The 23544-nt window shown below is 72.0% G+C and carries 24 protein-coding genes; 13 read left to right on the forward strand and 11 right to left on the reverse strand.

Going from position 1 to position 23544, the window contains the following annotated elements; genetic code table 11:
* The first annotated feature begins 104 nt into the window (after positions 1-104).
* Entirely contained in the window at positions 105-1043 is a 939-nt protein-coding gene (locus tag RBR11_RS06865) for an SDR family NAD(P)-dependent oxidoreductase (protein WP_308488575.1), read from the forward strand.
* A gap of 33 nt (positions 1044-1076) precedes the next feature.
* Here the strand turns inward: RBR11_RS06865 and RBR11_RS06870 are convergent, their stop codons facing one another.
* The 6 genes from RBR11_RS06870 to RBR11_RS06895 all read right to left on the reverse strand — a co-directional run bounded on the left by RBR11_RS06870 (position 1077) and on the right by RBR11_RS06895 (position 6914).
* Positions 1077-1895 (reverse strand): cytochrome b/b6 domain-containing protein, encoded by an 819-nt coding sequence (locus RBR11_RS06870; protein ID WP_308488576.1) that lies wholly within the window; start codon positions 1893-1895, stop codon positions 1077-1079.
* Positions 1896-2511: 616 nt separating this feature from the next.
* The gene (locus RBR11_RS06875) at positions 2512-3489 is read right to left on the reverse strand and encodes an electron transfer flavoprotein subunit alpha/FixB family protein (protein WP_308488577.1); all 978 of its coding nucleotides are present in this window, start codon (positions 3487-3489) and stop codon (positions 2512-2514) included.
* Between the two features lies 1 nt (position 3490).
* Positions 3491-4267 (reverse strand): electron transfer flavoprotein subunit beta/FixA family protein, encoded by a 777-nt coding sequence (locus tag RBR11_RS06880; RefSeq protein ID WP_308488578.1) that lies wholly within the window; start codon positions 4265-4267, stop codon positions 3491-3493.
* Positions 4268-4291: 24 nt separating this feature from the next.
* Complete coding sequence (locus tag RBR11_RS06885) at positions 4292-5218, reverse strand: NAD-dependent epimerase/dehydratase family protein (protein ID WP_308488579.1); 927 nt, start codon at positions 5216-5218, stop codon at positions 4292-4294.
* On the reverse strand, positions 5215-6012 hold the full coding sequence (locus tag RBR11_RS06890) for a MaoC/PaaZ C-terminal domain-containing protein (RefSeq protein WP_308488580.1): 798 nt from the start codon (positions 6010-6012) through the stop codon (positions 5215-5217). The genes RBR11_RS06885 and RBR11_RS06890 overlap by 4 nt, the downstream gene beginning before the upstream one ends.
* The gene (locus RBR11_RS06895) at positions 6009-6914 is read right to left on the reverse strand and encodes an SDR family oxidoreductase (protein WP_308488581.1); all 906 of its coding nucleotides are present in this window, start codon (positions 6912-6914) and stop codon (positions 6009-6011) included. The genes RBR11_RS06890 and RBR11_RS06895 overlap by 4 nt, the downstream gene beginning before the upstream one ends.
* A gap of 131 nt (positions 6915-7045) precedes the next feature.
* Between RBR11_RS06895 and RBR11_RS06900 the strand changes: the two genes are divergently transcribed.
* From RBR11_RS06900 to RBR11_RS06915, 4 genes are read left to right on the forward strand one after another with little or no spacing between them, the layout of a single operon-like run.
* The gene (locus tag RBR11_RS06900; RefSeq protein ID WP_308488582.1) at positions 7046-7804 is read left to right on the forward strand and encodes an enoyl-CoA hydratase family protein; all 759 of its coding nucleotides are present in this window, start codon (positions 7046-7048) and stop codon (positions 7802-7804) included.
* Positions 7805-7808: 4 nt separating this feature from the next.
* Positions 7809-8669 carry a CoA transferase subunit A gene (locus tag RBR11_RS06905; RefSeq protein WP_308488583.1) on the forward strand — a complete coding sequence of 287 codons (861 nt, stop codon included), beginning with the start codon at positions 7809-7811 and terminating at the stop codon, positions 8667-8669.
* Complete coding sequence (locus RBR11_RS06910; protein WP_308488584.1) at positions 8666-9418, forward strand: CoA-transferase subunit beta; 753 nt, start codon at positions 8666-8668, stop codon at positions 9416-9418. The genes RBR11_RS06905 and RBR11_RS06910 overlap by 4 nt, the downstream gene beginning before the upstream one ends.
* Entirely contained in the window at positions 9415-10488 is a 1074-nt protein-coding gene (locus RBR11_RS06915; protein ID WP_308488585.1) for an NAD(P)H-dependent flavin oxidoreductase, read from the forward strand. Before RBR11_RS06910 ends, RBR11_RS06915 begins: the two co-directional genes overlap by 4 nt.
* Before the next feature lie 63 nt (positions 10489-10551).
* Here the strand turns inward: RBR11_RS06915 and RBR11_RS06920 are convergent, their stop codons facing one another.
* The 3 genes from RBR11_RS06920 to RBR11_RS06930 are packed head-to-tail and all read right to left on the reverse strand — an operon-like array spanning position 10552 to position 13677.
* Positions 10552-11703 carry an acetyl-CoA C-acetyltransferase gene (locus RBR11_RS06920; protein WP_308488586.1) on the reverse strand — a complete coding sequence of 384 codons (1152 nt, stop codon included), beginning with the start codon at positions 11701-11703 and terminating at the stop codon, positions 10552-10554.
* A 19-nt stretch (positions 11704-11722) separates the two neighbouring features.
* Positions 11723-12517, reverse strand: coding sequence for an SDR family oxidoreductase (locus RBR11_RS06925; protein WP_308488587.1), 795 nt, complete (start codon positions 12515-12517; stop codon positions 11723-11725).
* A complete protein-coding gene (locus RBR11_RS06930; protein WP_308488738.1) occupies positions 12514-13677 on the reverse strand; it encodes an acyl-CoA dehydrogenase family protein in 1164 nt (387 codons plus the stop codon). The genes RBR11_RS06925 and RBR11_RS06930 overlap by 4 nt, the downstream gene beginning before the upstream one ends.
* A gap of 146 nt (positions 13678-13823) precedes the next feature.
* Between RBR11_RS06930 and RBR11_RS06935 the strand changes: the two genes are divergently transcribed.
* Genes RBR11_RS06935 through RBR11_RS06950 form a run of 4 tightly spaced genes read left to right on the forward strand, consistent with a single transcriptional unit; the run spans position 13824 to position 17920 of the window.
* A complete protein-coding gene (locus tag RBR11_RS06935) occupies positions 13824-14678 on the forward strand; it encodes an enoyl-CoA hydratase (protein WP_308488588.1) in 855 nt (284 codons plus the stop codon).
* A complete protein-coding gene (locus RBR11_RS06940) occupies positions 14675-15847 on the forward strand; it encodes an acyl-CoA dehydrogenase family protein (protein WP_308488589.1) in 1173 nt (390 codons plus the stop codon). The genes RBR11_RS06935 and RBR11_RS06940 overlap by 4 nt, the downstream gene beginning before the upstream one ends.
* Positions 15844-16806: an acyl-CoA dehydrogenase family protein gene (locus tag RBR11_RS06945; protein WP_308488590.1), complete on the forward strand. Its 963-nt coding sequence runs from the start codon at positions 15844-15846 to the stop codon at positions 16804-16806. The genes RBR11_RS06940 and RBR11_RS06945 overlap by 4 nt, the downstream gene beginning before the upstream one ends.
* 13 nt (positions 16807-16819) lie before the next feature.
* Positions 16820-17920 carry an acyl-CoA dehydrogenase family protein gene (locus tag RBR11_RS06950; protein WP_308488591.1) on the forward strand — a complete coding sequence of 367 codons (1101 nt, stop codon included), beginning with the start codon at positions 16820-16822 and terminating at the stop codon, positions 17918-17920.
* Between the two features lie 73 nt (positions 17921-17993).
* On the opposite strand, the gene RBR11_RS06955 is transcribed toward RBR11_RS06950, so the two are convergent.
* Positions 17994-18731: an SDR family NAD(P)-dependent oxidoreductase gene (locus tag RBR11_RS06955; RefSeq protein WP_308488592.1), complete on the reverse strand. Its 738-nt coding sequence runs from the start codon at positions 18729-18731 to the stop codon at positions 17994-17996.
* Positions 18732-18838: 107 nt separating this feature from the next.
* Here RBR11_RS06955 and RBR11_RS06960 point away from each other — a divergent pair, with 107 nt between their 5' ends.
* The 3 genes from RBR11_RS06960 to RBR11_RS06970 all read left to right on the forward strand — a co-directional run bounded on the left by RBR11_RS06960 (position 18839) and on the right by RBR11_RS06970 (position 21112).
* Positions 18839-19279 carry a VOC family protein gene (locus tag RBR11_RS06960; RefSeq protein ID WP_308488593.1) on the forward strand — a complete coding sequence of 147 codons (441 nt, stop codon included), beginning with the start codon at positions 18839-18841 and terminating at the stop codon, positions 19277-19279.
* A gap of 211 nt (positions 19280-19490) precedes the next feature.
* Entirely contained in the window at positions 19491-20357 is an 867-nt protein-coding gene (locus RBR11_RS06965; protein WP_308488594.1) for a CoA transferase subunit A, read from the forward strand.
* Positions 20354-21112: a CoA-transferase subunit beta gene (locus tag RBR11_RS06970; RefSeq protein ID WP_308488595.1), complete on the forward strand. Its 759-nt coding sequence runs from the start codon at positions 20354-20356 to the stop codon at positions 21110-21112. Before RBR11_RS06965 ends, RBR11_RS06970 begins: the two co-directional genes overlap by 4 nt.
* A 47-nt stretch (positions 21113-21159) precedes the next feature.
* On the opposite strand, the gene RBR11_RS06975 is transcribed toward RBR11_RS06970, so the two are convergent.
* A complete protein-coding gene (locus RBR11_RS06975; protein ID WP_308488596.1) occupies positions 21160-21765 on the reverse strand; it encodes a TetR/AcrR family transcriptional regulator in 606 nt (201 codons plus the stop codon).
* Positions 21766-21890: 125 nt separating this feature from the next.
* Here RBR11_RS06975 and RBR11_RS06980 point away from each other — a divergent pair, with 125 nt between their 5' ends.
* Positions 21891-23498, forward strand: a complete 1608-nt coding sequence (locus RBR11_RS06980; protein ID WP_308488597.1) for an AMP-binding protein — start codon at positions 21891-21893, stop codon at positions 23496-23498.
* Positions 23499-23544: the final 46 nt, after the last annotated feature.

Raw genomic sequence — 23544 nt, forward strand, 5'->3', positions numbered from 1 at the left:
TGCGCTCACCCTAGCGCGCGTACCAACCAAGCGCTAGGTTTGTTCCGACTCGCCGCCGGAGGACCGGCGGCGAGCGAGGGCGCCGAGGACAGAGGAGGGCGACGATGACGACGATGCCGGCAGGGACGGACTCCGGAACGATGACGACGGTGGTGACCGGCGCGAGCACGGGGATCGGGCTCGCCACCGCGGTGCGGCAGGCGCGGGCGGGAGATCGGGTGTGGGCGCTCGTGCGCACCCCGTCCGCCTGTGCGGATCTCGCCGCGCTCGCCGCCGCGGAGGGCCTGGATCTGCGGATCGTGGCGTGCGACGTCTCCCTCGACGCCTCGGTGGACGCCGCGTTCGCCGAGATCCTCGCCGACGGCGGCCGGGTGGACCGGCTCGTGAACAACGCGGGCCTGTTCACGTCGGCGACCCTGGAGGCGGAGACGATCGCGGCGATCAAGGACGTCTTCGAGGTCAACTACTTCGGCGCGCTCCGCTGCGTCCAGAAGGTGCTGCCGGGCATGCGCGAGGCGGGCGGTGGCGTGATCTGCGCCGTGACCTCGAACTCCGCCCAGGCGATCCTCCCGTCCTGGACCGCATACGCGGGCTCCAAGTGCGCGCTCGAGGGCTCCCTCGAGTCGGTCGCGAACGAGGTCGCGGCGTTCGGGATCCGGATCGCGATCGTGCAGCCCGGCATCACGCTGACGGCGATGCGCGGCAAGATCTCGGCCCGGCCGAGCCCGGCCGCGTACGACAGGACGCTCTCCCGCTACCGCACGATGATCGCCGCGGGCCGCACCGAGAGCATGGACCCGGACGACGTCGCGATCGCGATCCAGCGGGTCCTCACCGATCCGGCATCCCCGTTCCGCACGCCGGTGGGCGCGGACGCGGAACGCAACGTCGCCCTGCGCCGGAGCATCGACGACGAGCGGTGGGTCCGCCTGTTCGCGCCCGTCGAGGACGACGACTTCTACGCGCGGTGGTCCGAGCTCGCCGGCGTGCCCGACGCGCGCACCGTCGCCGACGCGCGACTGCTCGATCCGTCGTCCCGCTGACGCCGGAGGCCGCGACGGGGCTGGAAGGCCTGCTCAGCGGCCGCTGACGTGGCCGAACAGGCGGGCGACCGGCGCCAGCACGAGCGGCCGGGCCGCGACCCAGGCCGCGGCGATCACCGCCAGCGACAGGACCAGGATCCAGAACCCGGCCCAGCTGATCTCGTCGGATCCGCCGTACATGTGGTTCAGATTGCGCAACGCGCCGGTCGCCAGGACGAGCGCCACGTGCACGACGATGAACCCGACGAAGAACAGCATCACCGGGAAGTGCACCGCCCGCGCCCACTCGACCGGACAGGCGGAGCCGAGCCGCTTCGCCCTCTTCGGCCACACGTCCGACATGCGCACGCCGGTGAGCGCGGCGAGCGGGGCCGCGAGGAACACGATGGCGAAGTACGCGAGCTGCTGAAGGCTGTTGTAGTTCACCCAGCCGTCCTCGGTGGGCCATTCCAGCGACACGTACTTCAGGGCCGCCGTCAGCGCGTTCGGGAGGACCTCCCAGCTGGTCGGGACGATCCGCATCCACTGCCCGGTCGTGAACAGCAGGATCACGAAGATCGCACCGTTGACCAGCCACAGCAGGTCGAGCGACTGATGCAGCCATAGGGTCAGGCTGATCCTTCGGCCGGGATCCTTCCTCGAGGCCCAGAACGCCGTGGGTCGCGTGTCCCGCCGCACCGTCAGGCCGGTCCGGATGATCAGGGTCATCAGGAAGACGTTGAAGAAGTGCTGCCAGCCGAGCCAGGCGGGGAACCCGACCGGGGCACCGCCGGGCAGGGCGTACTGTCCCGGATAGGTGCGCGTGAAGTCGTGCAGGGCCGGCAGACTGAGCAGCCACCGCACGAGCGTCACGGCGAACCAGGCCGCGAGCAGCAGCCCGCCGCCGCAGACGACCGTTGCGCCCGCCCACTGTGCGCGCGTGAACAGCCCGATGCGGACCGGTTCGGGGGCGTGCAGTCCGACACCGGAGGCCCGGGCGGCGCTCCACCGCTGCGCCTCGACGCCGAGCGTGACCGTGCGGATGAACGGCAGCGGGGTGGAGATGTCGGGCGGGCGGATCCGGGGGCGGTCGTCCCGGGGTCGTTGAGCGACGCCGCAGGCGACCCAGACGAAACGGCGTGCGCCACGGGCGGCGTTTCGTCTCGCTGCGCTCGCTCAACGACCGGTACCGCGGCGGGGGGCCAGGGGTCTCCGCCCGCGACGCGGGGCAGGCCGCGGCGGAGGACGGATCCGGATCCGCCCCGTCCGGGGTCGTTGAGCGAGGACGGCGCAGATGACGGAGACGAAACGCTGTCACCGACAGGCGGCACCGACACCTGGCCCGCAAGGGACCGCGTTTCGTCTCGCTCCGGCTCCGCCGGTGCTCGCTCAACGACCCCGGCCGCGGCACCGGCCTCGATGACCCCGGCCGGCGGCCAGGGATCGCCGCCCGGGGTGCGGGGCAGCCCCCGACGCAACGTGACCACGCTCACGCCTTCCTGGCGCGCAGCTGTTCGATCAGCTGCGGGACGACCGTGAACAGGTCCCCGACGATCCCGAAGTCCGCGACGTCGAAGATCGGCGAGTCCGGGTCCTTGTTGATCGCGACGATCGTCTTCGCCGTCTGCATCCCCGCCCGATGCTGAATCGCTCCCGAGATCCCCACCGCGACATACAGCTGCGGCGACACCGACACCCCGGTCTGCCCCACCTGATGCGCGTACGGGATGAACCCGGCATCGACCGCCGCCCGGGACGCGCCGACCGCACCACCGAGCACGTCGGCGAGGTCCTCCACCAGGGCGAAGCTCTCCTTCGATCCCAGCCCCCGCCCCCCGGACACGACGACCTTCGCACCCCGCAGCTCCGGACGCGACGACGTCGCCTCCACGGCCTCGACCGGCTCACCGGTCGCCGCCGGGGCACCGGACGCAGTCACCTCAAGCGGCTCCACCCGCGCATCGGCGGCGTCGGCGCGGGCGTCGATCGCGCCCTGCCGCACCGTGATCACCGGGACACCGAACGTCGGCGCCGAATCCGTCAGAAACGCCCCCCCGAACACCGAGTGATGCGCCACAACACCCTGGTCGTCGCGGGAGACGCCGACCGCGTCGACCGACAGGGCCAGGCGCTCGCGCACCGCGAGCCGGCCCGCGACATCACGCCCCGCGATCGAGTTCGACACCAGCACCGCATCCGGCTGGACGGCCCGGAACGCGGCCTGCAGCGCGTCCACGACCGGGACCGTCACCGGCCCGCCGTCGACGTCCGCGGTCAGCACGACCTGCGCCCCCGCGGCCGCAGCCGCATCCACCGCCGCCTGCGCCGTCCCGGCAGGCGCGGCGACCACCGCGACCGGGGACCCCAACAGCGCCGCCGCACCGATCAGGCCCGCCGTCGACGGCGCCGCAGCACCCGCCGGGGTCACATCCACCAGGACCAGGATCGGGTTCACCGGGTACGCCATGTCACACCAGCCTGTTCTGCGCGAGGAACTCGACCAACTGCCCGGCCGCATCCCCCTCGTCCGTGATCTTCACACCCGCCGCCCGCGGCGGCTTCTCCGACACCGCCGTGAGGATCGACTGCGGCACCCCGGCCGGATCGACATCCACCCCCAGATCGGCGAGAGACAGCACCTCCAACGGCTTCTTCTTCGCCGCCATGATGCCCTTGAAATTCGGGAACCGCGCATCCGGCAACGCCTCCGTGATCGACACCACCGCCGGCAACGGCACCGTCACCCGCTGCGACCCGAAATCCGTCACCCGACTGCCCGCGACCTCGGTCTCCCCGATCGTGACACTGCTCATCGCACTCGCCAGCGCGAACCCGAGATGCTCCGCCAACATCGCCGGCAGCACACCCCCCGACCCATCCGTCGACAGATTGCCCGTGATCACCAGATCCGGCCCACCCCGCCGCACCGCCGCCGCCAACACCGCCGCCGTCACACCCAGATCCGCCCCCCGCAGCTGCCCATCGACCACATGCACCGCGGATCCGGCACCGATCGCCAACGCCCGCCGGATCGACGCCGTCGCCGACTCGGGTGCCATCGACAACGCCACGACCTCGGTGCCGGGGTGGGCATCCGCATGGCTCAGCGCGACCTCCAGCGCACGCTCCGTGATCTCATCCAACACCACCTCACCCGCACCACGATCGGCCAGACCCGTCACCAGGTCCAGCTTGCGGTCCCCATAAGTGTCGGACACCTCTTTCACCAGGACGAAGATCCTCATGCGTTCGCTTTCATCGGTAGAGCGTCATCGGGCCAAGGTGGACGCATCGTCCACGATCCGGCGGAGGGCATCGGCCACGTCGTCCCGCGCGTAGCCCAGGAGGGCGACCTCGGCGGCGTCGGGCTCGTAGGAGATCGTGCGCCCCCGGCCCTGCACGATGAACCGGTCGGGCTGGAAGGGCTGCTCCTCGTCGCGCACCGGGATGACGCGCGAGGATCCCGCGGCGTCGGCCAGCAGCTGGAAATAGTCGCGGTAGGCGAGGTTCGCATCGCCGATGAGGTACGCGCGGCCGGGCTCTCCCCGGGTCAGCGCCCCGGCGACCGCCTGCACGAGGGAGCGGAGGGACATGTAGTTCGTGCCCCCGGGCGGGGCGAACAGCTCGGGCTGCGCGAGCTCCCCGCGCACCCAGGCGATCATCCGGGCCCACCCCCGCAGCGAACGGCCGGGCAGGGCTCCCACGATCGAGGGCGGGTTCAGCGTGATCGCAGCGAACCCGTCGCCCGTGAGGGCCCGGGTGCGCTCGTCCGCCGCCTGCCGCGCCGCCACATAGGGCAGCGTCGACGCCCACTCCGGATGCAGCTGGTGGTAGTAGCTGCCGAGCTGGACGAACCGCCCGACCCCTGCCGCTGCCGCCTTCGCCGCGAAGCGGGGCACGCCCTCGACCTGTGCGCGCCGCCAGAATCCGTCCTCGTCCGCATCGGCGGGAAGATGACGGATGTCCGCGCCCGCGGCGAACACGACCGCATCGAACCCCTGCAGCAGACGCTCGTCGAGGTCCTCGGCCGCGTAGTCGGCGACGAGGCGCGCGAGCCCGGTCACGGCGGGCGGATCCCCCTCGCCCGCGGCACGCCGGCTCATCACCGTGACGGCGTCGCCGCGCTCGGCGAGATGCGCGGCGACGGCGCTGCCGAGCAGGCCGGTGCCGCCGACGACGAGCACGCGATCCGTCATGCGAACACCGCCCGGCCGTCGTCGATCACCGATGCCCCCTCGTGACGCACCTCGAAGGCGCCGTCCGCCCACGTGCGGACATCCAGCAGATCGCCCGGCACCACCGGGCCGCTGAAACGCCCGCCCAGTTCGGTCAGATCCGCCGGGTGCGCACCGATCGCCTCGGCGATCGGGATCGTCGCGGCGGCCAGCGTGCACAGGCCCTGCAGGATCGGGCGCGGCTGACCAATCCGCGCCGAGGCCGCGGGATCGATGTGGATGTGGTGCCGGTCGCCGGTGAGCCGATACAGCGCGGCCTGGTCCGCGGCGGTCGGCAGGGCGAGGGCGCGCGGCTGATCCCGTTCGACGTCCGGGACCCGGCCCGGCCCGCGGTCGCCGCCGAAGCCCCCGCGCCCCGGCGCGAAGATCGACCATGTCGCCGCGAACTGCCGGCACTCCACGATCACCTCGAAGATCGCGGCGGACCCCTTGTCCCACACGTTCCCGACCCGCGCGGCCAGCGTCAGCTCGCCCGCCCGGGGCAACGCCTCGTGCACCTCGAGGGTCTGGGAGCCGTGCACGGCACGGTTGTCGAAGGCGCCCGCCTCCGCGAGCACGTCCGGCGCCCACTGGGCGAGCGTGAGGCCGAAGGACGGCAGCACCCGCAGCCGCTCCTCGAAGACGAGGTCCAGGCGCTCGGCGCCGGCCCCCACGGCGAGCGCGTACAGGATCGCGTCGCGCTCGGCGTAGCCGACGGTGCGCTCGCCGAGCCCGCGTCCGGCCCACTCGCCCGCGTTCGCGAGGCGCTCGCTCATGCGCCGTACACCGGCTCGGGCACGGCGCCCGCGGCGAGCAGCTCGCGCAGCTTCGGGCCGACCTCCGCGGCCTCCCAGCGGCGACCGAGGTCGAGCGCCGCACCGTGGTTCCAGCCCTCCTCGACGCAGACGCTCCCGCCCTCGATCTCGATCACCCTTCCGGTGACCCCCTCGGAGTCGGCGCTGGCGAGCCAGGCGACGATCGGCGAGACGTTCGCCGGATCCATCCGGTCGAAGCCCGTCTCGGGGGCCGCCATGGCCTCGGCGAACGCCCCCTCGGTCATCCGGGTGCGCGCCGACGGCGCGATGGCGTTGACCGTCACGCCGTAGCGGGCGAGCTCGTGAGCGGCGACGAGGGTCATCGAGGCGATCCCGCCCTTCGCGGCCGAGTAGGCGGTCTGGCCGACGCTGCCCTGCAGGCCGGCTCCGGAAGAGGTGTTGATCACCCGGGCCACGGGCATACGACCCTCCTTCGCCTCGGTGCGCCAGTAGGCGGCGGCGTGCCGCAGCGGTGCGAAGTGCCCCTTGAGGTGGACGCGGATCACGGCATCCCACTCGTCCTCCTCGGCGTTGACGAGCATCCGGTCCCGCACGAATCCGGCGTTGTTCACGAGGATGTCGAGCCGCCCGAACGCCTCGAGCGCCTGCGCGACGAGCTCCTCCGCCTGGGCGAAGTCGGCGATGTCCGCCCCGTTGGCGACCGCCTCACCGCCGAACCGGCGGATGATGTCGACGACCTCCTGGGCCGGCCCCACCGAATCGCCGGCGCCGCCGAGGGTGGTGCCGAGGTCGTTCACGACGACCTTCGCACCCTGACGCGCCAGTTCCAGCGCGTGCTCGCGCCCCAGCCCGCGTCCGGCACCGGTCACGATCGCCACCCGGCCTTCGAGGATTCCCGCCATGAGCCATCTCTCCTTCGAGTCTGTTCCGGTCAGCATACCAAGCAATTGCTAGGTTGGGGGATCCGCCCGCAGACAACGAACCAAGCAGATGCTAGGGTTACCCAAGCAAGCGTTAGGTAAAGGAGCCTCCCATGACCGTGAGCGCGAAGATGCACCACAAGGGCGTGCGTGTCGTCACCATGGACTACCCACCCGTCAACGCCCTGCCCGTCGACGGCTGGTACGCCGTCGCCGACGCGATGGGCGAGGCGACCCGCGACCCGCAGACCCGCGTGGTCGTGCTGCGCGCGGAGGGCCGTGGGTTCAACGCCGGCGTCGACATCAAGGAGATGCAGCGGACGGCCGGGTTCGACGCCCTGATCGGCGCGAACCGCGGATGCTATGCGGCGTTCAAGGCGATCTACGAGTGCGCGGTGCCGGTGATCTCGGCCGTCAACGGCTTCTGCCTCGGCGGCGGGATCGGGCTGGTCGGCAACAGCGACGTCATCGTCGCCTCGGAGGACGCCTACTTCGGCGTTCCCGAGGTGGACCGCGGTGCCCTCGGCGCGGCCACGCACTTCGCCCGCCTGGTGCCCCAGCACCTGATGCGCTCGCTCTACTACACGAGCAAGACCGTGGCCGCGGCCCGCCTCGCGGAGCTCGGGACCGTGCTGCGCGTCGTCCCCCGCGACGCGCTCGACGCGGCCGCGCTCGAGGTCGCCGGTGAGATCGCCGCCAAGGATCCGCGGGTCATCCGCGCCGCCAAGGAGGCGCTGAACGGGATCGACCCGATCGACGTGAACCGCAGCTACCGCTTCGAACAGGGGTTCACCTTCGAGCTCAACCTCGCCGGCGTCGCGGACGAGCACCGCGACGCGTTCGTCGAGACCGGCGACAACCTCGACACGTGACCCCGTGAACGACAAGCTCACCTCGACGGCCGACGTCGAGACGCTCATCCGCGACGGGATGACCATCGGCATCGGCGGATGGGGATCCCGGCGCAAGCCGATGTCCCTGATCCGCGCCGTCGTCCGCTCGGGTGCACGGGATCTGACCGTGGTCGGCTTCGGCGGACCCGACGTCGGCATCCTCTGCGCGACCGGGCAGGCGGCGCGGGTGGTGCACGGCTTCGTGTCGCTCGACACGATCGCGATCGACCCGCATTTCGCGGCGCGGCGACAGGCGGGCACGGTCGAGAACGTCGAGTACGACGAGGCGATGCTCGTGGCGGGCCTGCGTGCGGCCGGCCGCCGGCTGCCGTTCGAGGCGATCCGCTCCGGGATCGGATCGGATGCGGTGACCCGCAACCCTGCGCTGCGCACCGTCCGCTCCCCCTATGACGACGGCGAGGAGCTGCTGGCCATGCCGGCGATCCCCCTCGACCTCGCCCTGCTCCACCTCGATCGCGCCGACCCGACGGGCAACGCGCAGTGCCTCGGCGCCGACCCGTACTTCGACGACCTGTTCGCCCTCGCCGCGACGACGACGGTCGTGAGCGCCGACGAGATCGTCCCCGCCGGATCCTTCGCCGATGCGATCCCGGCCACGCTGCTGCTGAACCGCACCATGGTCGACCACGTCGTACACTCCCCCGACGGCGCGCACTTCACCGCCGCGGAGCCCTCGGCCGCGCGCGACGAGGCGTTCCAGCGTCACTACGCGGCCTCGGTGTCGCCGGAGACGTGGACGGAGTTCCACGCCCGTTTCGTGGACGTGAGCGATGAGGAGTACCTGCAGGCCGTCCGGGAACTGCACGAAGGAGGCGAGCGATGACCGCGACCCGCGCCGAGATCGCCGTCGCCGCCTGCAGCGACCTGTTCCGCGGTGACGGCGAGATCCTCGCGAGCCCGACGGGCACGATCGCGGGCATCGGGGCGCGCCTCGCCCGCCTCACGCACGCGCCCCGGCTGCTCCTCAGCGACGGCGAGGCAACGCTCTACGCCGACACCCCCACGATCGACGAGCCCTTCCGCGTCCCGGAGGGGTCGCTCCCCTACCGCGCCCTGTTCGACCTCATCGCCCGAGGGCGGCGCCACGTCGTCATGGGCGCCGCGCAGCTCGACCGGCACGGGAACCAGAACCTCTCCGCGATCGGCGATCGCGACCGTCCGCACCGGCAGCTGCTCGGCGCCCGGGCCGCGTCGACGAACACCCTCAACCACGCGACGAGCTACTGGATCGCCCGGCACTCTCCTCGGGTGTTCGTGGAGCAGGTCGACATCGTCACCGGCATCGGCCCTGCGCGCGCGGCATCGCTGGGGCGGGCCGGGCGCTTCCACGAGCTGCGCCGCATCGTCACCGACCTCGCCGTGCTCGACCTCTCCGGCCCGGACGGGACCATGGCGGTCGTGAGCGTGCACCCCGGCGTCACCCGCGACGAGGTGCAGACCGCCACCGGCTTCGACCTGGCGATCCCCGCCGATGTGCCGTCCACCCGCCTTCCGACCGAGGAGGAGCTGCGACTGATCCGCACGCTCCTCGACCCCCGCGCCCGACGCGAGAAAGAGGTGCCGTCGTCATGACCACTCCCCCCGTGCTCCGCACGCCGCTCACCGCGCTGACCGGCGTCGACCATCCGATCGTGCAGACCGGCATGGGCTGGGTCGCCGGTCCGCGACTGGTCAGCGCCACCGCGAAGGCCGGCGCCCTGGGCATCCTCGCCTCGGCGACCATGACCTACGAGCAGCTGGAGAGCGCGATCCTCGAGGTGAAGGAGCGCACCGACCGCCCGTTCGGTGTCAATCTCCGCGCCGACGCCGGCGACGCGTCCGCACGCACGGACCTGCTGATCCGGCACGGCGTCAAGGTCGCTTCCTTCGCGCTCGCGCCGAAGCAGGAGCTGATCGCGAAGCTCAAGGACCACGGCATCGTGGTGATCCCCTCGATCGGCGCGGCCCGGCATGCCGAGAAGGTCGCCGCCTGGGGCGCCGACGCGGTGATGGTGCAGGGCGGAGAGGGCGGCGGGCACACCGGTGCGGTGCCGACCACGCTCCTGCTGCCGTCCGTGCTGTCGGCCGTCGACATCCCGGTGATCGCCGCGGGCGGCTTCCTGGACGGTCGCGGCCTCGCCGCCGCGCTCTCCTACGGCGCCGTCGGGATCGGCATGGGCACCCGCTTCCTGCTCACCAGCGACAGCGCCGTGCCCGAGCAGATCAAGCGGCGCTACCTGGAGTTCGGCCTCGACGGCACGGTCGTGACGACCCGCGCCGACGGCATGCCGCACCGGCTGCTGCGCACCGAGTACGTGCAGGACCTGGAGCGCACCGGGCGACTCCGCACGCTGCTGCCGGACCTGCGCCGCGCCCTGGAGTTCCGACGGGTGAGCGGCATGAGCTGGCCGGCGTATCTGAAGGACGGTCTGGCGATGCGCAAGGCCTCCGGCCGCACCCTCGCCCAGATGAGCCAGGCGGCGAACACGCCGATGCTGCTGAAGGCGGGGCTCGTGGACGGCGACACCGGCGCGGGCATGCTCGCGGCCGGGCAGGTCGTCGGCCTCATCGACGACCTGCCCTCGTGCGAGGAACTCGTCGACCGCATCGTGCGCGAGGCCGTCGCGCACCTGGAGTCGGCAGGCGCGGCGATCATCCGCTGACGGGGTCGGATGCGAGAGAGGGCCGCTCCCGAAGGAGCGGCCCTCTCTCGGCGCGTCCGCGGCTCAGAGCCGTTCGATGATCGTGACGTTCGCGACGCCGCCGCCCTCGCACATGGTCTGCAGGCCGTAGCGGCCGCCCGTGCGCTCCAGCTCGTGCAGCAGCGTGGTCATCAGACGGGTGCCGGTCGCGCCGATCGGGTGGCCGAGGGCGATGCCGCCGCCGTTCACGTTGACCTTCGCGGGGTCGGCGCCGGTCTCCTTCATCCAGGCCAGCACGACCGAGGCGAACGCCTCGTTCACCTCGAACAGGTCGATGTCGTCGATCGACATCCCGGCACGCTCCAGCGCGTGCATGGTCGCGGGGATCGGCGCGGTCAGCATCCAGACCGGATCGGCCGCACGCACCGAGAGGTGGTGGATCCGGGCGCGAGGGGTGAGTCCGTGCTCCGCGATCGCCCGCTCGGAGGCGACGAGCACCGCGCTGGACGCGTCGGAGATCTGCGAGGCCACGGCGGCAGTGATCCGTCCGCCGTCGACGAGGGTCGCGAGCGCCGCCATCTTCTCCAGGGACGTGTCCCGGCGCGGGCCCTGATCCGCGTCGAGCCCGGCGAGCGGTGCGATCTCCCTCGCGAAGCGCCCCTCGTCGGTCGCGACGATCGCCCGGCGGTGGCTCTCGTAGGCGAACCGCTCCATCTCCTCGCGGGTGATGTCCCAGTGCGCGGCGATCATCTCGGCGGCGCGGAACTGCGACACCTCCTGGTCGCCGTAGCGGGCACGCCAGCCCTCCGACTCGGCGAACGGGGTCGTGAAGCCGAACTCGGCGCCCACGACCATCGCGGATGAGATCGGGATCGCCGACATGTTCTGCAGGCCGCCTGCGACGACGAGGTCGTTCGTGCCGCTCATCACGGCCTGCGCGGCGAAGTGCACGGACTGCTGGCTCGACCCGCACTGGCGGTCGATCGTGACGCCGGGCACGTGCTCGGGCAGACCCGCCGCCAGCCAGGCGGTGCGGGCCACATTGCCGGCCTGGGAGCCGATCGTGTCGGTGCAGCCCATGATCACGTCGTCCACGGCGGCGGGGTCGATCCCGCTGCGGTCGACGAGTGCGCGGATCGCGTGCGCGCCGAGATCCGCGGAGTGGATGTGGGCGAGAGCGCCCCCGCGCCTGCCCACGGGGCTGCGGACGGCGTCGACGATGTAGGCGGTGGTCATCTCGGATCCTCTCGGGGTCTCACGCGTGCTGGCTGCTGACGGCGACGACCTCGCCGGTCATGTACGAGGAGTAGGCACTGGCGAGGAACACCATGACGTTGGCGACCTCCCACGGCTCGGCGGCACGGCCGAACGCCTCGCGCGCCTTGAGCTCCTCGAGGAGCTCGGGGCTGGTCACCTTCTCCAGGAACGGGTGCATCGCCAGGCTCGGCGAGACGGCGTTGACCCGGATCCCGTGCTCGGCGAGGTCCTTCGCGGCCGACCGGGTCAGCGCCATGACGCCGGCCTTGGCCGCGGCGTAGTGCGCCTGCCCCTCCTGCGCGCGCCAGCCGATCACCGACGCGTTGTTCACGATCACGCCCGGGTGCCCGGCCGCGACCATCCGCCGCCCGACGGCGCGGACGCACCGGAACGTGCCGGTGAGGGTCACGTCGAGCACCTTCGCCCACTGCTCGTCCGGCATGTCCAGGATCGAGGCGGTGCCGCCCAGGCCCGCATTGTTGATCATGACGTCGATCGGGCCCCCGTCCTCCGCGACGTCCAGGAGGGCGGTGATCTGCGCCTCGTCGGTGACGTCGCACACGACCGCACGCACCCGGTCGGCGCCGAAGCGCTCCGCGAGCTCGGCGCGACTCTGCTCGAGCCGCCCCTCATGCGTGTCGCCGATCACGACGAGCGCGGCGCCCTCCTCGAGGCAGCGCAGGGCGGCCGCGCTGCCGATGCCGGCGCCGGCGGCGGCGGTGATGACGATGCGCAGACCCGCGAGCAGGCCGTGGCCGGGCACGTACGCGGGGGCGGGAGTAGCAGTGGTCATGGGCGGGCCTCTCGGGGCAGGCCGAGCACGCGCTCGGCGATGACATTGCGCTGGATCTCGTCGGAGCCGCCGTAGATCGTGTCGGCGCGGCTGAACAGGAACAGGGTCTGCAGATCGTCGAGCTCGTAGGGCGCGGACGCGACGGTCAGCGCCGAGGGTCCGGCGGCGTCCATGGCGAGCTCGCCGAGCGCGCGGTGCCACTGCGACCACAGCAGCTTCGCGACGGAGGCGTCGTAGCCCTGCTCGCCGCCGAGCGTGCGCAGCGCGTGCAGGCGGATGACCTCGAGGTCCATGTGCGCCCGGGTGATCCGGTCCCGCAGGGCGGGATCCGCGATCCGCCCGTTCGCCCGCGCCGTCTCGATGACACGGTCGAGCTCGCGGCGGAACGCGATCTGCTGGGCGAGCGTGGAGACGCCGCGCTCGAACCCGAGCGTGCCCATCGCGACCTTCCAGCCGCCGCCGACCTCGCCGACGACGTTGTCGGCGTGCGTGGTCGCGCCGTCGAAGAACACCTCGTTGAACTCGCTGGTCCCGGTCAGCTGCACGATCGGGCGCACCTCGACGCCCTCCTGCCGCAGCGGCACGAGGAGGTAGGAGAGGCCGTCGTGACGGCGCGTGCCCTCGCCGGTGCGGGCGACGACGAAGCACCAGTCCGCGTGCTGCGCGAGCGAGGTCCACACCTTCTGCCCGTCGATGACCCACTGGTCCCCCGCGAGCCGGGCCCGCGTGGACACGGCGGCGAGGTCGGATCCCGCCCCCGGCTCCGAGTACCCCTGGGCCCACAGCTCCTCGACGGCGACGATGCCCGGCAGGAAGCGCGCCTGCTGCTCGGGCGTGCCGTACGCGATGAGGGTCGGGCCGAGCAGTTCCTCGCCGAGGTGGTTCACGCGTGCGGGAGCGCCGGAGCGCGCGTACTCCTCATGGAAGATCACCTGCTGGGCGATGCTGAGCCCGCGTCCGCCGTGCTCGACGGGCCAGGCCACGCACGACCAGCCGGCCGCCGCCAGGTGGCGGTTCCACTCCAGGCGCTCCTCGAACGCCTCGTGCTCGCGACCGGATCCGCCCAGGCCCTTCAGTGCGGCGAAACGGCCGCTGAGGTTCTGTCCCAGCCATCCCCGGATCTCGGCGCGAAAGGCCTCGTCCTCGGCCGAATGGGTCATGTCCACGTCATCGTCTCCTCGTCGTGCCGCCCTTGGTCATCGACTCTGCTTCTCGTATAGTATCAACAACCAAGCACTTGTTTGGTATCCGCGACGGAGACGGCCGAGTGCCCTTCCCTCCCGCAGAGTTCAGAGAGGAGCTCGGGATGACAACCGACACCGACGACGTGGTCGTCTACGAGGTGCGCGGCCCGGTCGCATTCGTCCGGCTGAACCGGCCGCAGTACCGCAACGCGCAGAACTCGCGCGTCACCTACGCGCTCGACGCCGCCTTCCGCACCGCTGTGGACGACGACGACATCAAGGTCATCGTTCTCGCCGGCAACGGCGACCACTTCTGCGCGGGGCACGACATCGGCACCCCCGACCGCGACATCGACAAGAGCTTCGAGCGCCAGGCGGTGATCTGGTGGGACCACGTCGGCGCCGAGGGCGTCGACGCGCGGTTCGCGCGGGAGTCCGAGGTGTACCTCGGCATGTGCCGCCGCTGGCGCGAGATCCCCAAACCCGTGATCGCGATGGTGCAGGGCGCCTGCATCGCGGGCGGCCTCATGCTGGCGTGGTCCTGCGACTTCATCGTCGCGTCCGAGGACGCGTTCTTCCAGGATCCGGTGGTGCGCATGGGCATCCCCGGCGTCGAGTTCTTCGCGCATCCGTGGGTCACCAACCCGCGCGCGGCGAAGGAGATGCTCTACACCGGCGACCGGATGCCCGCCGCTCGCGCGTACGAGCTCGGCATGGTCAACCACGTCGTGCCGCGCGCCGAGCTGGAGGAGCGCACGGTCGCGATCGCCGAGCGGATCGCCGCGATGCCGCGTCTCGGCCTCGCCCTGACGAAGAAGGCCGTCAACCAGGCGGAGGATCTGCAGGGCATGCGCGCCGGCATGGACTCCGTGTTCGGGTTGCACCACGCCGCCCATGCGCACAACGCCGAAGTGCAGGGCGATTCGCTCGCCGGCGTCGGCATCCGCTCGATCCGCGATGCGGGAGGCACCCGGTGAACCTCGATCTGTCCCCGGAGCAGGAGGCCTTCGCCGCCGAGGCGCGCGCGTGGCTGGCGGAGAACGTGCCTGCCGAGCGGCTGCCGTCGATGGACGCGGCTGAGGGCTTCCACGCCCACCGCGCGTGGGAGGCCCGGCTCGCCGAGGGCGGCTGGTCCGTCGTCTCCTGGCCCGCGCAGTACGGCGGCCGCGAGGGCGGGCTCGTCGAGTGGGTGCTCTTCGAGGAGGAGTACTACCGCTCGGGAGCACCGACCCGGGTCGCGCAGAACGGCATCTCCCTGCTCGCGCCGATCATCTTCGAGCACGGCACGCAGGCGCAGCGCGACCGCTATCTGCCCGACATGGCGGACGGCACGACCATCTGGGCGCAGGCCTGGTCGGAGCCCGGTGCCGGCAGCGACCTCGCCGCGATCCGCAGCACCGCGCGACGCGACGACGTGCGCGGCGGCTGGGTGCTGAACGGTCAGAAGATCTGGAGCTCGCGCGCCGTGTGGGCCGACCGCGGATTCGGGCTGTTCCGCTCCGACCCCGAGGCGGATCGCCACCGCGGCCTCACGTACTTCCTGTTCCCGCTCGACGCCCCGGGGATCACCGTCCGCCCGATCGAGCAGCTCGACGGCGGGACCGGGTTCGCGGAGATCTTCTTCGACGACGTGTTCGTGGCGGACGAGGATGTACTGGGCGCGCCCGGCGACGGCTGGCGGGTCGCGATGAGCACCGCCGGCAACGAGCGGGGGCTCTCGCTGCGCTCCCCCGGCCGCTTCCTCGCCGCCGCCGACCGGCTCACCGCCCTGTGGCAGGAGGAGGGCGCGCACGAGCCGTCCGCCGAGGACGCCGTGGTGGACGCCTGGATCGGCGCCGAGGCGTACCGTCTGTTCACCTGGAACACCGTCAGCCGCATGCTGGAGGGCGCGGACGTGGGCGCCGAAGGCAGCATGAACAAGCTGTTCTGGTCCGCCCTCGACCTGCACATCCAGGAGACCGGCCTGCGACTGCTCGGCCCGCGCGCCGAGCTCCGCGGGCCCGACGCCCCGGACGACGGCCGTTGGGCGGAGGACTACGTGTTCGCCCTCGCCGGCCCGATCTACGCGGGCACCAACGAGATCCAGCGCAACATCGTCGCGGAGCGGATCCTCTCCCTCCCCCGCGGCGACCGAAGGAGGTCATGATGCGCTTTCTCCCGACCGAGGAGCAGCAGGCGTTCGCGGACACCGTGGACGAGATCGTCGACGGGCTCGGCGGCACCGACATCCCGCAGGCCTGGTCCGCGGGCGACACCGCCCCGGGGCTCGCGCTCTGGCAGCAGTTCGCCGAGCTGGGCCTGGGCGGTCTGCGCATCGCGGAGGACGACGGCGGGCTCGGCGGCAGCGCCGTGGACCTCGCGGTCGTGTTCGAGCGGCTCGGCTACCACGCCGTGCCCGGCCCGTACCTGGAGAGCGTCGCGCTGCTCCCCCGCCTCGTCGACGCCGGCACCCGGGCCGAACTCGCCGCGGGCGCGGTCGCGACGGCGGCGGTCGAGGGGGTCGCGCCCTACGCCCAGGACGCGGATGCGGCGGCCTTGCGCTTCGCGATCGACGCGGGATCCATCGGCGCGGCGGAGGCCGGCGCCCGGATCGAGTCCCTCTCGGGCCTGCGCCGGCTGAGCCCGCTCACGGCGAGCGGAGAGCGGTCCCCGCTCGAGAGCGCCACGCTCGGTGCCGCGCTGGACGAGGCCACCCTCGCTGCCTCCGCCCTCCTGCTCGGAGCCGGCGAGCGGCTCCTGCACGAGGCGGTCGAGTACGCGAAGATCCGCGAGCAGTTCGGACGCCCGATCGGCGAGTACCAGGCGCTCAAGCACCAGCTCGCGGACGTGCGCGTGGCCCTGAGCTTCGCGCGCCCGCTGGTGCACGCGGCCGCACTCGCGATCGACACCCCGACTGCGGGACGCGACGTCTCGGCCGCCAAGGTCGCCGCAGGGGCCGCGGCCCGCCGCGCGGCCCGCACCTCGCTGCAGGTCCACGGCGCGATCGGCTACACGGCCGAGCACCCCGTGGGGCTGTGGATCGCGCTCGCCCCCGTGCTCGACGCCGCCTGGGGCACCCCCACCTTCCACCGCGCGCGGGTGGCCCGCGCGCTCACCCGAGCCTGACCGGAGCATCGCCATGCGATTCGACCTGACCGAGGAGCAGGAGGAGCTCGCGTCGATGCTGCGCACGCTGCTCCAGCAGCGCTCCGACAGCGCCGCCGTGCGCGCCGCGATGACGAGCGCGCAGGGATACGACCCGCAGCTGTGGCGGGTGCTCTGCGAGGAGATCGGCGCCGCGTCGCTCGCGATCCCGGAGGAGTTCGGCGGATCCGGGTTCTCCTCCGCCGAGACCCATCTCGTGCTCGAGGCCCTCGGCTACGCGCTCACGCCGTCGCCGTTCCTCGGCTCGGCCGTGATGGCCGCCCAGGCCCTGCTGCTCGCCAGGGACGAGGACGCCTGCGAGCGTCTGCTCCCCGGCATCGCCGATGGGTCCGTGATCGCCGCGCTCGCCTGGGCGGACGCGGACGGGAGCTGGGCGCCCGAATCCGTCGCGGTGACCGCCGAGCCGGCGGGCGAGGCTTGGGTCCTGTCCGGGCAGACTCCGCTCGTGCTGTACGGCGCGCAGGCCGACGTGCTGCTCGCAATCGCGCGGACGCAGGACGGCCCCGCGCTGTTCGAGGTGACGGGCGACCCGGAGCGCACCGACACCCCGGCGGTGGATCCGACCCTGCGCTTCGCGAACGTGCGCTTCGCGCGCACGGCGGCGCGCCTGCTCGCCGTCGGCGATGACGCCCGGTTCGACGTGCTGCGCGACCGCGTGCTGACGGCGATCACCGCGCTGCAGGTGGGGACGGCGGCCCGCGGCCTCGACATGACCGTCGAGTACGCCGGCCAGCGCGTGCAGTTCGGCCGCGCGATCGGATCCTTCCAGGCGCTCAAGCACCGCATGGCCGACATGCACGTCGAGCTCGAGACGGCGCGCACCACGTCCCGCGCGGCCTGCTGGGCCTCGGCGAACGACGCCGCCGAGCTCGCCGACCTCGCCCCTCTCGCGAAGGCGCGCTGCTCCGAGGCCCTGAACCGCATCGCGGGCGAGACGATCCAGCTGCACGGCGGCATCGCGATCACCTGGGAGCACGACGCCCACCTGGTCTTCAAGCGCGCTCACGCCACCGCCCAGCTGCTCGGCGATCCGGATGCGCAGCGCCGCCGGATCCAGGACGCGCTCGCACTCTGACAGCGCCACCCTGCGGAAGAGGCCCCGGGAAACTGTTCCCCGGGGCCTCACGTCCGTGCGGCGTGCCGTCGGCTCAGGCGATCTGGCCGCCGTCGATGACGAACTCGTGCCCGGTGCAGTAGCTGCTCGCGTCGCTGGCGAGGAACGCGACCAGGCGCGAGACCTCCTCCGGGCGCCCCGCCCGCGGAATCGGGATCGTGGTGATGAAGCCGGTCCCCTGCCGGGTCTCCTCGCTGATCATCGGGGTGTCGACCGCACCGGGGCAGATCGTGTTGACCCGGATGCCGTGCGGTCCGTACTCCCGGGCGACCGAGCGGGAGGCCCCGATCAGGCCCCACTTCGACGCCGCGTACGGGACGCGGTTCGCGTAGCCGGCGAGCCCTGCGGTGGAGGAGATGTTCACGATCGAGCCGCCGTGCTCGCGCATCAGCGGGAGCACGGCCTGCATCCCCAGCATCGGCCCGACGAGGTTGACGTCGAGGGTGAGCCGGATCGTCTGCTCCGTCGTGTCGGCGAGAGGACCGGTCGGGCAGATGCCGGCGTTGTTGACGAGCACGTCCACCTGTCCGAACGCCTCGCGGGTCGCGGTCATCACCTGTTCCCACGCGGCCGGCGACGAGACGTCGTGCGCGAGGCCGATCGCGTCCCCGAGCTCGGCGGCCAGAGCCTCGACGCCCGCGGCGTCCATGTCCGTGAGGACGAGACGGGCGCCGAGGTCGTGCAGCAGCCGGGCGTGCGCCCGGCCCTGTCCGCCGGCGGCGCCGGTGAGGACGACGACGCGCCCGGAGAGGTCGATGACGGGTGCGGTCATGGATGTGCTCCTGTTCTTGCGTGCTTCTTCATGATGGGGTCCTGGTCGATGCACCCCGTCGCAGGCAGGGTTGAGCGGATGACCGAGCAAGCATTAGGTTGAGCCGCATGCAGAGACTCCACCACATCGGGCTCACGGTCAGCGACACCGCGACCGCGCTGGACTTCTACCGCGCCCTCACGGACGGCGACGTCATCGGCCCGCTCGTGAAGAAGGGCCCGGCCGTCGAGGCCGCCGTCGGGCATCCGGGCGTCGAGATCCTGCTGACCTACCTCACCCTTCCCGACGGGGATGCGGTGATCGAGCTCGTCGAATACCGCGGTGGCTCCGGTGCGCGGATCGTTCCGGACAACGGGGCGGCGGGGGCGGCCCATCCTGCCCTCACAGTGAACGACATGGCCGCGTCGCTCGCGCGCGTCGAGGCACTGGGCTACCGGGCACTGTCGGCGCCGATGACCGCCACCGCGGGCCCGATCGACGGGTGGCGCTACGTCTATGTCGTGGGGCCGGACGACGTCAGGGTGGAGCTGCTCGAGCCGCCGCACTGAGCCGGGCCGGCGGAGGGGGCGCGAGCTCGTGCCCGACCTCGTGAGGCGTCGAGCAAGCGGGACACCGCTGTTCATGCGTCCTCCTCGACGGAACCGGCGGACGTCGCACGTCCGCGCCATCGTCATGCTAGCCTGGAAACCAAACAAGCGCTAGGTCGCTCGGATCGACTCCGGAGGCCTGGGCCATCGCAGAGTCGCGAGAGGGAGCAGGATGCCCGACAAGCTGATGACGATCGACGAGGCCGTCTCGTCGATCGAGAGCAGGATGACGATAGGCATCGGCGGGTGGGGGTCGCGCCGCAAGCCGATGGCCCTGGTCCGCGCACTGCTGCGCACCGACATCACCGACCTGACCGTCGTCGCGTTCGGCGGGCCGGACGTCGGCCTCCTCGCCGCAGCCGGCCGGATCCGCCGCCTCGTGTACGGCTTCGTCACCCTCGACAGCATCCCGCTGGATCCCCTCTTCACGCAGGCGCGGGAGCGCGGCGACCTCGAGATCGAGGAGTACGACGAGGGCATGTTCGTCGCCGGTCTGCGCGCCGCCGCCCAGCGCCTGGAGTTCCTGCCGATCCGCGCCGGCCTCGGGTCCGACGTGCTGCCGGCCAACCCGCATCTGAGGACGGTCGCGTCTCCCTACGGCGACGACGTCTACGTGGCCATGCCGGCCCTGCCTCTGGACGTCTCACTCGTGCACATGAACCGGGTGGACGAGCGCGGCAACGCCCAGTTCCTGGGCCCGGACCCCTACTTCGACGATCTGTTCGCGATGGCGTCGCAGCGCACCATCGTCTCCGCCGAGAAGGTGGTCCCCACCGAGAACCTGCTGGACGAGGGATCCTTCCACACGATGCTGTTCAGCCGGATGTACGTCGACGGCGTCGTCGAGGCACCGAACGGCGCGCACTTCACCGGCTGCGAACCGGATTACGACCGCGACGAGGCCTTCCAGCGCCACTACGCCGCCGCCGCGAAGGACCCCGCCGCCTGGGCCGCGTTCGCCGAGACGTTCCTCGGCATCGACGAGACCGCGTATCAGGCCGCCGTCGCCCGCTTCCACGCCTCCCAGGGAGAGTCATGACCAGCGCCGCCACCCACGCCGAAATCTGCATCGCCGCGTGCGCCGACACCTACCGCGAGTCCGGCGAGGTCCTCGCGCACGCCGTCGGCATCGTGCCGACCCTCGGCGCCCGCCTGGCGAAGCTCACGAGCGCGCCCGACATCGTGCTCACCGACGGCGAGGCGTTCCTGATGGCCGAGCCCCCGCCCCTCGGCCGCTCGGCGGCCGCCGGGGGCATCATCGAGAGCTGGGCGCCGTTCCGGAGGATCTTCGACATCCTCGCCACCGGCCGCCGGCAGAGCCTCATGGGCGCCAGCCAGATCGACAGCCACGGCAACCAGAACATCTCCCTGATCGGCGACTGGGCGCGGCCGAAGCGCCAGCTCATCGGCGTGCGCGGCGCCCCCGGCAACACCGCCAATCACCGGGTGGACTACTGGGTCGCGCGGCACTCCGCGCGCGTCTTCGTGGAGAGAGTCGACATGGTGTCGGGCGTCGGCAACGACCGCGCCCGCGAGGTCGGATCCACGCTGCGCTTCCATCACCTCGGCGTGATCGTCACCGATCTCGCCGTCTTCGGCTACGACGCCGACGGACGCGTGCAGCTGCGCTCCATCCACCCCGGGATCTCCCCCGAGACGGTGCGCGAGAGCACCGGCTTCGAGATCGGCACCACGGACGTCCCCGCCACCCGCATCCCGGACGCGGAAGAGCTGCGCCTCATCCGCGAGGTCCTGGATCCGCGGAACCTGCGCTCCAAGGAAGTCCCGGACTGAACGACGGCGGGGCCGGACGACTCCGTCCGGCCCCGCCGTCACCACCGCTAGTCGGCGAGGAGGCCGTTGTGGAAGAGGTCGAGGTAGTGACCGCTGACGCTCTCCGCCGTGTGCCGGCCGCCCGGCCGGAACCAGCGCACCGTCGACCACAGCGAATCGCGCAGGAACCGGTACACGACGCCGACGTCCATGGAACCGCGGAACGCGCCGGCGGCCTGGCCCTCGCGGAGCACGGTCATCCACAGCGCCTCGATGCGCGAGGACTTCTCCTGCAGGAATTCGAAACCCGGCTGCGTCGCGAGGAAGGCCGACTCGTTCTGGTACAGCCCGACGGCATCCGGCTCGCGCTCGATGGTGAGGAACGAGTGCTGGACCAGGGCGTCGAACGTCTCCCGCGGGCTCGTGCCGGCGGACGCGATCTCCTCGAACCGGGCGAGCAGCCCGTCCATGAAACTGCGCAGGATCTCCTCGAGGATCGCCTCCTTGGACGAGAAATGGTGGTAAAGACTTCCAGAGAGGATTCCCGCCTCGTCCGCGATGTCGCGCACGGTCGTCGCCGAGTATCCCTGAGACGCGATCAGCCGCGCGGCGATCGCAAGGATCTGGGTCCGGCGCACCGAGCTCTGGTCGGCACGTTCCGTTCGAGTGTTCATGGCCATCCGGCTCTCCCCGATGAGTTGATCAAGCGTTTGTTCAAATGTGCTCTTACCCCCACGATACGCCTCCACGACACGCCCGAATGCCGGAACACCCGGATTCCCCGCACGAAGGACCCCCGATGACACGCTATTCCCCGGCCACGACCGTCCCCGCGCTGCTGTCCGACGTCCGCGCGTTCGGCGACCATCCTGCCGTCGTGGACGGAGACGACCGGGTGAGCTACCGCGACCTCGAGACGCGCGTGCACGAGGCCGCCCGGGCCTACCTCGCCGCGGGCGTCCGCCACGGCGACCGGGTCGCCGTGTGGGCGCCGAACCGGCTCGGCTTCATCCTCGCGATGCTCGGCGCGGAGGCGATCGGCGCCGCCGTCGTCCCCCTGAACACCCGCTACACCGGGCACGAGGCGGCGGGGATCCTCTCCCGCTCGCGGGCGAGCGTGCTGGTCCTCGCCGACGGGTTCCTCGGCCGGTCCTTCTCCCGCATGCTGCGCGAGGCGGCCGCGGACCTCGAGCCGGCCGACGGCGACGCCGTGCCCGGCCTCCCGCACCTCCGCCTCGTCGTCGACCTCGACGGCCGCGCCGGCGACGGCGGCACCGACTGGCGGAGCTTCCTCGACGCCGGGCGGAGCATCGACGACGAGACCCTGCGCCGGGCGCTCGACGCCGTCTCCCCGGACGACGTGATCGACATCCTGTACACGTCCGGGACCACCGGGATCCCCAAAGGCGTGATGAGCGCGCAGCGGCAGACCCTGGGCGTGGCCCGGGCCTGGGCGCAGGGCGCCGAGCTCTCCCCTGCGGACCGCTACGCGATCGTCAACCCGTTCTTCCACGGGTTCGGCTACAAGGCCGGCATGATCGCCGCGCTCGTCGCGGGATCCACGATCCACCCGCTGCCCGTGCTCGACGCGGACGCCCTGCTCGAGGTGATCCAGCGGGAGGGCATCACGGTGCTGCCGGGCGTGCCGACCATCTTCACGACGCTGATCGACCACCCTCGGCTGAGCGAGTACGACCTGTCCTCGCTGCGCTTCTCGATCGCCGGCGCCACCGCCGCCCCGGCCACGCTGTTCCGCGACATGGTCGAGATCCTCGGCTTCCAGCGGGTGGCGCAGGCGTACGGGCTCACCGAGTGCGTGGTCGCGACGATGTCGCGCCAGGGCGAGTCGCTCGAGCACGCCCAGCAGACCACCGGACCGGCCATCGCCGGGATGGAGATCCGGGTCGTCGACGAGGAGGGGCGGGACGTCCCCACCGGATCCGACGGCGAGATCCTGCTCCGCGGGGAGCAGGTCATGCTCGGGTACTTCGAGGACCCCGAGGCGACGAGCGCGGTGATCGACGAGGACGGCTGGTTCCACACCGGCGACATCGGTCAGCTCGACGAGCACGGCTGCCTGAAGATCACCGACCGTCTCAAGGACATGTTCATCGTCGGCGGGTTCAACGTGTACCCGGCCGAGGTCGAGAACGTGCTGCGCAAGCACCCGGCGGTCAACGAGTCCGCGGTGATCGGGATCCCCGACGACCGCCTGGGATCGGTCGGGCGCGCCTACGTGGCGTTCCTCAGCGACATCGAGCACCGCCCGGACGCCGCGGAGCTGACGGCGTTCTGCCGCGAGCGTCTCGCCAACTTCAAGGTGCCCGCGGAGTTCGTGATCGTGGAGGACTTCCCGCGCGTCGCGACGGGGAAGATCCTGAAGGCGGAGCTGCGCCGCCTGGCCTGAGCGCCCGTGGCGGCCCCGCGCCCCCGGGGTTCGCCCCGGGGGTGCG

Source organism: Microbacterium capsulatum, assembly GCF_030865425.1.
GTDB lineage: Bacteria > Actinomycetota > Actinomycetes > Actinomycetales > Microbacteriaceae > Microbacterium > Microbacterium capsulatum.